7 protein-coding genes are annotated in these 8,261 nt (G+C 70.9%); 3 read left to right on the plus strand and 4 right to left on the minus strand.

Annotated features, from left to right (window positions below; all coding sequences use genetic code 11):
• Positions 1-148 precede the first annotated feature (148 nt).
• Positions 149-478 (plus strand): SH3 domain-containing protein, encoded by a 330-nt coding sequence (locus ACZ4WQ_RS29705; RefSeq protein WP_398376675.1) that lies wholly within the window; start codon positions 149-151, stop codon positions 476-478.
• Positions 479-498: 20 nt separating this feature from the next.
• On the opposite strand, the gene ACZ4WQ_RS29710 is transcribed toward ACZ4WQ_RS29705, so the two are convergent.
• Positions 499-2,817, minus strand: coding sequence for a serine/threonine-protein kinase (locus ACZ4WQ_RS29710; protein WP_398376668.1), 2,319 nt, complete (start codon positions 2,815-2,817; stop codon positions 499-501).
• A gap of 254 nt (positions 2,818-3,071) precedes the next feature.
• Here ACZ4WQ_RS29710 and ACZ4WQ_RS29715 point away from each other — a divergent pair, with 254 nt between their 5' ends.
• Positions 3,072-3,326: a hypothetical protein gene (locus tag ACZ4WQ_RS29715; protein ID WP_311727213.1), complete on the plus strand. Its 255-nt coding sequence runs from the start codon at positions 3,072-3,074 to the stop codon at positions 3,324-3,326.
• A 116-nt stretch (positions 3,327-3,442) separates the two neighbouring features.
• On the opposite strand, the gene ACZ4WQ_RS29720 is transcribed toward ACZ4WQ_RS29715, so the two are convergent.
• Both ACZ4WQ_RS29720 and ACZ4WQ_RS29725 read right to left on the minus strand, forming a co-directional pair.
• Positions 3,443-5,029: a SulP family inorganic anion transporter gene (locus ACZ4WQ_RS29720; protein WP_398376669.1), complete on the minus strand. Its 1,587-nt coding sequence runs from the start codon at positions 5,027-5,029 to the stop codon at positions 3,443-3,445.
• A gap of 163 nt (positions 5,030-5,192) precedes the next feature.
• Positions 5,193-5,582 (minus strand): hypothetical protein, encoded by a 390-nt coding sequence (locus ACZ4WQ_RS29725; RefSeq protein ID WP_385351230.1) that lies wholly within the window; start codon positions 5,580-5,582, stop codon positions 5,193-5,195.
• Between the two features lie 305 nt (positions 5,583-5,887).
• Between ACZ4WQ_RS29725 and proC the strand changes: the two genes are divergently transcribed.
• The gene (gene proC / locus ACZ4WQ_RS29730) at positions 5,888-6,697 is read left to right on the plus strand and encodes a pyrroline-5-carboxylate reductase (protein WP_311727216.1); all 810 of its coding nucleotides are present in this window, start codon (positions 5,888-5,890) and stop codon (positions 6,695-6,697) included.
• Positions 6,698-6,736: 39 nt separating this feature from the next.
• On the opposite strand, the gene trpS is transcribed toward proC, so the two are convergent.
• Positions 6,737-7,843 carry a tryptophan--tRNA ligase gene (gene trpS / locus ACZ4WQ_RS29735; protein WP_398376670.1) on the minus strand — a complete coding sequence of 369 codons (1,107 nt, stop codon included), beginning with the start codon at positions 7,841-7,843 and terminating at the stop codon, positions 6,737-6,739.
• Positions 7,844-8,261 lie beyond the last annotated feature (418 nt).

The following is an 8,261-nucleotide window of genomic DNA, read 5'->3' on the forward strand; positions in this document are numbered from 1 at the left end:
CCCCCGTGAATTCGGCCGCAGTCGCGACTCGGCGAGCCTAGTCGATGACACGTGCGAGCCCTGTTAGCCTCCGCTGGTCGTGTCACGTAACGCGACATGTGCACAAGATATGCACAAGATCGGAATGAAGTTCGACGGGGGTGGGCTGATGGCCACGGAAGAGATGGAAACCGTTCAGGCTGGGACGGTTGAGGCGGGAACGGTCGAGGTGGAGACGGCCGAGGCGACGACGGTCACCTATCCGATCGCGCCCGGCTACCAGGTGAACGTCCGCAGCGGACCCAGCACGACCAGCAAGCTGATCAAGGTGCTGCCCTACAACACCCGCGTCCCGATCCGCTGCCAGCGCCGCGGGCAGAAGGTCACGGGCCCGTACGGCACCTCGGACATCTGGGACAGCATCGCGCCGGGGCAGTACGTCTCCGACGCGTATGTGAAGACCGGCAGCGACGGCTTCGTCACCGTCGTCTGCGGCTGACACGACCGGGGTCGGAGCCGTCAGGGCCGCGCGGTCGTGGACGCGGTGGACGCCGCGGACTTCGTCGCCTTGGCGGAGTCCGCGGGCTTGGCCTCCGGGTGGCGCGGGTCGACCGAGAAGAGCGTTCCGTCGCTCGACACCGCCACGATCGCGCCGCCCACCCGGAGCAGCTGCGGCAGAACGGGGCTGATGCCCGACCCGCTGTACTCGCTGCGCGGCGCGGACTGCCACAGCTCCTCGCCCGTCCGCAGGTGCAGCGCCAACAGCCGCCCGCTGCCGCTGCACAGATACACGGTGTCCTCGGCGGCCGAGACCATCGGCCTGCCCAGCCGCTCCACTGTCGTCTGCCGGCTCCACAGCTGCTTGCCGCTGTCGGCGTCCACCGCCGTGACCCGGCCGCTTTCCTGGACGAAGAACAGCCGGCCGTCGACCAGCGCCCCCGTGCCCTGCGCGGCGTCCGGGAGCGGGACTCGCCGCTGCTTCCCGGTGCGGGTGTCCAGCCGGAGGAGATAGGGGTACCGGTCGCCCTCGGCGTCGGACACCAACGGGAGGATCAGCAGGTCGTCACCGTCGACCCCCAGACCGTCCTGGGTGTCCTTCAGCCGGGCCAGCTCGGTGGCGGAGCCGTCGCGCTTGTCCAGCCGCACGAGGGTGGACCACAGGACCTCCTCCTCGTTGTCGTCCCAGCACAGGCCGTACGGCGCGTTCCCGTACACGATGGCTCCGCACTGCTGGCCCTGGGGCACCTGGTACGCCCACCGGGTCTCGCCGGTCGCCGCGTCCCGGGCGATCAGGGACCGGTCGTCGGAGGCGCTGGACAGGATCAGTCTGTCGAAGAGCGCCGAATCGGTGCTGGAACTGACCTCCCGCGCCCACTTCTTGTCACCGGACTCCGCGTCCAGGGCGAGCAGCCGGAGCGTCGTGTCCGACGGGCTGTCGTGGACGAAGACCAGCCCGCCGCGCATCCCGATCGGCTCCGAGCCGGTCCCGGAGAGGCTGCTGTTGGCCAGCGCGTCGGTGGTCCAGTCGACGCGCCCCGTGAGCGCGTCCACGCGGGTCGTCGGGAAACCGGTGCCACCGCAGTAGAGCTTGGTCTCCTGCCGTACGCAGCTGGCGCCGACTTCGCTGCCGAAGTCCGCGAGTTCGCCCGCCGCCCGCCCGGAGTTCGCGGCCTCGGGGAGGGGCAGCTGCCACGGCCGCCAGCCCTGGGGGAGCGGGATCTCCCGAGGCGCGTCGGCCGGATGGCCGCTCGTACGCACCCCGTCGCCACCGTCGTCGCCGGGCGTGTACAGCGCGAAGGCGCCGCCGCCCAGGGCCAGCGCCCCGGCGGCGACGATGGCGGCGAGCACGGGGCGGCGCCGCCGGACGCCGCTCCACGTCGGCCAGGTGCCCTGGTCCGCCCCCGCCTTCCCCTCTCCGTTCCCCTTCCCCTTCCCCTTCCCCTTCCCCTTCCCCTTCCCCTTCTTCTTCCCGTCCCCGTCGGCGCTCCCGTTCTTCTTCGCGGAGCCGCCGCCCACGGTGCGCACATCCCCCTTGCTCGGCAGCTCGTCCAGCATCCGCAGCAGCTCGCCGATCCCGGGCCGGTCATCGGGGGACTTGGCCAGGCAGCGCTCGACGATGCCGTACAGCGGCGGTGCGACCTCGTCCAGCGTGGGCGGCTCGTGCACCACCTGATATGCCGTCAGATAGGGGCTCTCGCCGTCGAAGGGCCCCTTGCCGGTCGCCGCGTACACCAGCAGCGTGCCGAGCGAGAAAACGTCCGAGGCGCCGGTCACCTCACGGGGCCTGCTCAGCTGCTCGGGCGACATGAAGGGAGGCGTCCCCATGACCCGTCCGGTCACCGTCAGCACCTGGTTGTCCGCCGCCCGGGAGATCCCGAAGTCGATGACGCGCGGACCGTCCTCCGCCATCAGCACATTGGCGGGCTTGAGGTCGCGGTGGACGACCCCCACCCGATGGATGTCGTGCAGCGCCTCGGCCAGGCCCAGCGCCAGCTGCCGCAGCTCCGCGGCGTTCAGCGGGCCGTGTTCGGTCAGCCGCTCGGACAGCGTCGACCCCGGTACGTACAGGGTCGCCATCCAGGGGCGCTCGGCGTCGGGGTCGGCGTCCACGACGGGGGCGGTGAACGCGCCGCTCACCCGCCGCGCCGCCGCGACCTCCTGGCGGAAGCGGGTGCGGAACTCCTCGTCCTCGGCGAACTGCGCGTGCACCACCTTGACCGCGACCTGCCGACCCGAGGCCGAATGCGCCAGATAGACGACGCCCATGCCGCCGGATCCGAGCCGGTCCAGCAGCCGGTAGTCGCCTATGGTCTTCGGATCACCGGCGCTCAGCGGCACCGCGCACCCCTCCCCATGTGCCCGTCGGCACGTGCCATGACGTACGTATGAAGCTGCCTCAGCCTAAAGGGCGGTCAGTACGGGCGGCAGGGCGCTCTGGCCCGGGCCTCCGGGCCGTCGGGGAAAACCCTGAGTCACCCCTGACGCACCCCCAACCGCCCCCGAGGTCTGCCGGTTTCCTTTGACGCGCGTCCACGGCGCTGCCAGCGTGATGAGTATCGAGCGTGGGCGAAACCTCTCAAGGAGACTTCCGAATGAACGGCGAAGCCGCAGGAGTGGTCGGCGCGGGGGGCGTCTTCGTGCTCCTCATCGTGGTCGTCTGGCAGATCGCGGCGACGTGGCGGGCCCGGATGCTGAGCGCGCGCGAGGAGCAGTACAAGGAGCTGGCGACGAAGTACGCGAAGCTCATGGAGGACAACCTGGAGCTGCACCGCCGCACCCTCGACGAGCTGACCCAGGCCCGGCTGTCCATCGAGACGCTGGAGAAGCGGAAGCAAGCGATCGAGTGACACCGGGCGCCCGCCGTCCCCGAGGACCACATGGTGCGGGCCCCCGGCGCACAGAGCGTCGGGGGCCCGCACCGACCGTGTCGGCCTTGTCTGTCCCCTCCGTGTTGCCGCGGCGGCTAGGCCAGGGCTCGCTCGTCGGCGGCGTCCTCGGTGTCGGCCGAATCCGACGCACCGGAGTTGCTGGGCCCGCTCTCGGTGCCGCGGCTGACCACCGCGTTGTGCCGCTCGGCCCAGGTGGCCAGCGCCATCTCACACGCGTGGTCCACATGCCGCAGCCCGCTCAGATCCAGCCGCACCTCGCGCTTGCGGGGCAGCGCCTCCAGCTCGTCGAGCAGCTTGGGCAGCCGCAGGAAGGTGGCGTTGCCCAGCACCTGTACGCGTACGGGGTGGTCCTCCGGCGCGCCCTTCAGCCCGGCCACCTCGACATGCACATGCGAGGTCTCCCAGGCCGACTTGGCGACCGCCATCAGCAGGCCGATGATCACGCCCTCGAACATATTGGTCACCACGATCGCGGTCGCGGTCACCATCAGCACCACGGCCTCGCCCCGGTGCGTACGCCACAGCGGTCCCAGGTCCTTGACCGGGATCAGCTTCCAGCCCGCGTGCACCAGCACACCCGCCAGCGCCGCGACCGGGATGACGCCGAGCGCCGAGGGGAACAGCACCGCGAAGACCAGCAGCCACACGCCGTGCAGCACCCGCGAGGCCTTCGTCCTGGCGCCCGCCTGCACATTGGCGGCGCTCCGGACGATCACCGCGGTCATCGGCAGGGCACCCAGCGCGCCGCACACCGCGTTGCCCGCGCCCTGCGCCATGAGCTCCTTGTCGTAGTCGGTCCGCGGGCCGTCGTGCAGCCGGTCCACGGCCGCCGCGGAGAACAGGCTCTCGGCCGACGCGATCAGCGTGAAGGCGAGCACGGTCCCGAGCACGCCGATCTCCGCGAGCTGCGCGAACTCACCGCCGCCGGGCGGCTGCACGGCGTCCAGCAGACCCTTCACCTCGACCCGCGCGACCGGCAGGTCCATCCCCACCGTGGCCACCGTGGCGAGCGCGACCGCCGCCAGCGGAGCGGGCAGCACCCGCGCGCCCCGCTTCCAGCGCGGCCAGAACACCAGCACCGCGATCGTGCCCGCGCCGATGGCCACCGCCTTGAGCGCCGCGCTCGACCCGGCCACGTCGACGACGAGACCGGGCAGCCCGCCCAGCTTGCCCAGGCCGCTGCTCGGCGCCTTGGTGTCGGCGAGCGCGTACAGCTGTCCGGCGATCAGTACGAGGCCGATGCCCGCGAGCATGCCCTGGACGACCGCGACGGAGATCGCACGGAACCAGCGGCCCAGGCGCAGCGCGCCCATCGCCAGCTGGAGCAGCCCGGAGACGAGGACCAGGACGCCGAGCGCCGCGAGGCCGTATTCCTGCACCGCCTCGTAGACGAGCACCGTCAGACCGGCCGCCGGTCCGCTGACCTGAAGGCTGCTGCCGGGCAGAAGACCGGTGATCAGGCCGCCGACGATGCCGGTGATCAGGCCGAGCTCGGCCGGGACACCCGAGGCGACCGCCACGCCCACGCACAAGGGCACGGCGACCAGGAAGACGACGAGAGACGCGGTGAAGTCGGCGCGGAAGGTCCCGGCACCGGCGGACGAGCCGTCGGTGCCTCCCGCCCCGCGGAAACGGTTGAGAAGAGTCTTTTGAAATGGCATGAGGGTTGCCTCCAGTGCGCCCCGGCACCGGCACATGGGCAGGCGCGGGCGCGGCATAGCGCTGCGTCAGTTGGGATCGATGGAATCGGTCGCTAGCTGATGAGTTCGCCGGCTGAATGAGCTGAGAGAGCGTGGTCGACCGCCACTGCGGGCGGTGCGCTTCTCAGCAGCGGAAGATCTGGAGGGAGACCGGCAGCTCGCCTGATCTCGACACGGGGACGGCCTGCCGTCCCGTGAGAGGCGCGACGGCCGTGGAGCGCGGCTCCAGGCGGCCCGCGTCGCAACCGCACACACATCCGGATTTGCCGGTGGTGGTGGGCGCGGTCAGTGGTGCCCGTGCGCCGCGCAGCCCCTTGCAGTCGTCGGCCCCGGCGTCGCGATGCGCGAACGGGGTGACCTTGACGGCCGGACGGGACTCGGCCACGGGAGCGGTGACCATCCTCTGCGGGTGGGTGACCTGCGCAGATGCGCAATCGGCGGCGATGAAGAGGGCGAGCAGTACAGACACCGCGGCGAACAGCACACGGCCGGCATGCCCGACGGTCCTCACCATCGCCCCCCCTCTGGTCACGAGTTGGACACCGAACTCCATTATGTCCAAAGGATCGTGACCATTTGCAAGTCGCTATGTAACCGATCTGTGAACGCGGAGTCATCTAACAGGAGCGGTCAGCTCCGATTACCCCGGCGGACGCCCGCGCGGAGGCGACCCCCCGACGCGCCGGGCTCCCCGTACCGCCACCTGGACACTCCACACACCTACCCCGCCCCGGTGCGAGGATGGCCCCGTACGTCCCCATCCCTTCACACAGCTCTGCACAACAGCTCCACACAGCAACTCGCGAGGTGAGCCGCACCATGACGGAGAAGGTCGCCGTGCTCGGCACGGGAAAGATCGGCGAGGCCCTGCTCAGCGGAATGATCCGCAGCGGCTGGTCCCCGTCCGACCTGCTGGTCACGGCCCGCCGCGCGGAGCGCGCCGAAGAGCTGCGGACCCGCTACGGCGTCGAGGTCGTCTCCAACGCCGAGGCCGCCAAGATCGCCGACACCCTCATCCTCACCGTCAAGCCGCAGGACATGGGCGCCCTGCTCGACGAGCTCGCCCCGCACGTCCCCGTCGACCGGCTGGTGATCTCCGGCGCGGCCGGCATCCCGACCGCGTTCTTCGAGGCGCGCCTGGCCGCCGGCACCCCGGTCATCCGGGTCATGACCAACACCCCCGCCCTGGTCGACGAGGCCATGTCGGTCATCTCGCCCGGCAGCCACGCCACCGAGGAACACCTGGCACACGCGGAGGCGATCTTCGGCGGCGTCGGCAAGACCCTGCGCGTCCCCGAGACCCAGCAGGACGCCGCGACCGCCCTCTCCGGCTCCGGCCCCGCCTACTTCTACTTCCTCGTCGAGGCGATGACCGACGCCGGCATCCTGCTGGGCCTGCCCCGCGACAAGGCCCATGACCTGATCGTCCAGGCGGCGATCGGCGCGGCCGTGATGCTGCGCGACAGCGGAGAGCACCCGGTCAAGCTGCGCGAGGCGGTGACCTCGCCGGCGGGCACCACCATCAGCGCCATCCGCGAGCTGGAGAGCCACGGCGTGCGCGCCGCGCTGATCGCCGCCCTGGAGGCGGCCCGCGACCGCAGCCGCGAGCTCGCCTCCGGCAACGGCTGAGAACAGCCGAGGGGTCCGGATCGGCGGGGTGGGAGGGGCTCAGCCGGCCGACGGCAGCAGCCCCACCGCCTCGTACGCGGCGTCCACCCGCGGCCGCGCCAGCCCGCGCGCCCGCTCCGCCCCCGCCCGCAGCACCCCGTCCACATACGACGGGTCGGCGCACAGCTCCGCGTGGCGGGCCCGGATCGGCCGCAGCAGCTCCACCACCGCCTCGGCCGTGTCCTTCTTCAGCGCCCCGTACGACGAGTACTCACCGGCCAGCTCCTCCGGCGCCTTGCCATCCGTGCCATCCGTGCCATCTGCGCCATCCAAGCCATCCATACAGGCCGCGAGAATCTCCAGCAGATTGGCCACCCCGGGCTGGGCCTCCCGGTCGTACACGACCTCGCTCCCGCTGTCCGTCACCGCCCGCATCACCTTCCTGCGGACCGTGTCCTCCTCATCGAGGAGATAGACGATGCCCGCCGTCTCGGCGTGCGACTTGCCCATCTTCGAGGTCGGGTCCTGTAGATCCATGACCCGGGCGGCGACCGGCGGACGCGTCATCCGGGGCACGGTGAAGACCGCCCCGTATCGCTGGTTGAACCGCTGCGCCAGCACCCGGGCCAGCTCCACATGCTGCGCCTGGTCGTCCCCGACCGGCACCTCGTCCGTGCCGTACGCGAGGATGTCGGCGGCCATCAGCGCCGGGTAGGTGAGCAGCGACAGCCGTACGCTGCCGCCGCCCGCCCGCTCCCGCGCGGTCTTCTCCTTGTACTGGATCATCCGCCGCATCTCGCCGTCCGTGGCCGTGCACTCCATCAGGTACGACAGCCGTGCGTGCTCGTCCACATGGCTCTGCACGAACAGCGTGCACCGGTCCGGGTCCAGCCCCGAGGCCAGCATCAGCGTGGCCGCCTGCCGACTGAGTCTCCGCAGCCGGGCCGGATCGTGCTCCACGGTGAGAGCGTGCAGATCGACGACGGAGAAGAGCGCATCGGCGCCGTGCTGGTCCTCCTGGACCCACCGCCGCACGGCTCCGAGGTAGTTCCCGAGCGTCAGATGGCCGGTGGGTTTGACCCCACTGAAGATCCGCCTGCGTGAGCGCGTCTGTGCGGGTGTCTGTGTCTTCGCCTGTGCCTGTGCCTGTGCCTGTGCGATCGCCATGTCTGTGCCGCTTCCCGTCAGGTCGGGACCGCCGCGGACCGGAGAGCCGACTTGTGTGCGGGACGGGACACATGAACGGCCGCCGGAGCGGCGGCCGTGTGGATGCGATGCGCGCTGAGTGGGCCGCCGGTCAGACGGGCCACCACTGCTTACTGCGCGCACGCGTAGTCATGGCTCCGGACCGTACTCCCTCGGGGCCCGAATGACCACGGGGCCGCGTGGTTGATCGTCATCGGAGCGTCGTGTACAGTCCTTCGAGTTGTCACGGAGCCGTAGCGGTTCTTCGACAGCCACTCGCGCCGCACCGGCGGCAAACCACTGCAGCACGGCCCCTCATCGGGATGGATTTCGGCGTGCCCGGAATTCTGTCCCCGGAGCTCGATTATGAGCCCCGGAGGAAATCCGCTAAAGTAGTGAA

This window comes from Streptomyces sp. NPDC028305 (assembly GCF_055569495.1).

Coding starts and splice junctions, on each gene's coding strand:
- proC (WP_311727216.1), top strand. CDS start 5,888: ATGACGGAGAAGGTCGCCGTGCTCGGCACGGGAAAGATCGGCGAGGCC.
- ACZ4WQ_RS29715 (WP_311727213.1), top strand. CDS start 3,072: ATGAACGGCGAAGCCGCAGGAGTGGTCGGCGCGGGGGGCGTCTTCGTG.
- trpS (WP_398376670.1), bottom strand. CDS start 7,843: ATGGCGATCGCACAGGCACAGGCACAGGCACAGGCGAAGACACAGACA.
- ACZ4WQ_RS29720 (WP_398376669.1), bottom strand. CDS start 5,029: ATGCCATTTCAAAAGACTCTTCTCAACCGTTTCCGCGGGGCGGGAGGC.
- ACZ4WQ_RS29725 (WP_385351230.1), bottom strand. CDS start 5,582: ATGGTGAGGACCGTCGGGCATGCCGGCCGTGTGCTGTTCGCCGCGGTG.
- ACZ4WQ_RS29705 (WP_398376675.1), top strand. CDS start 149: ATGGCCACGGAAGAGATGGAAACCGTTCAGGCTGGGACGGTTGAGGCG.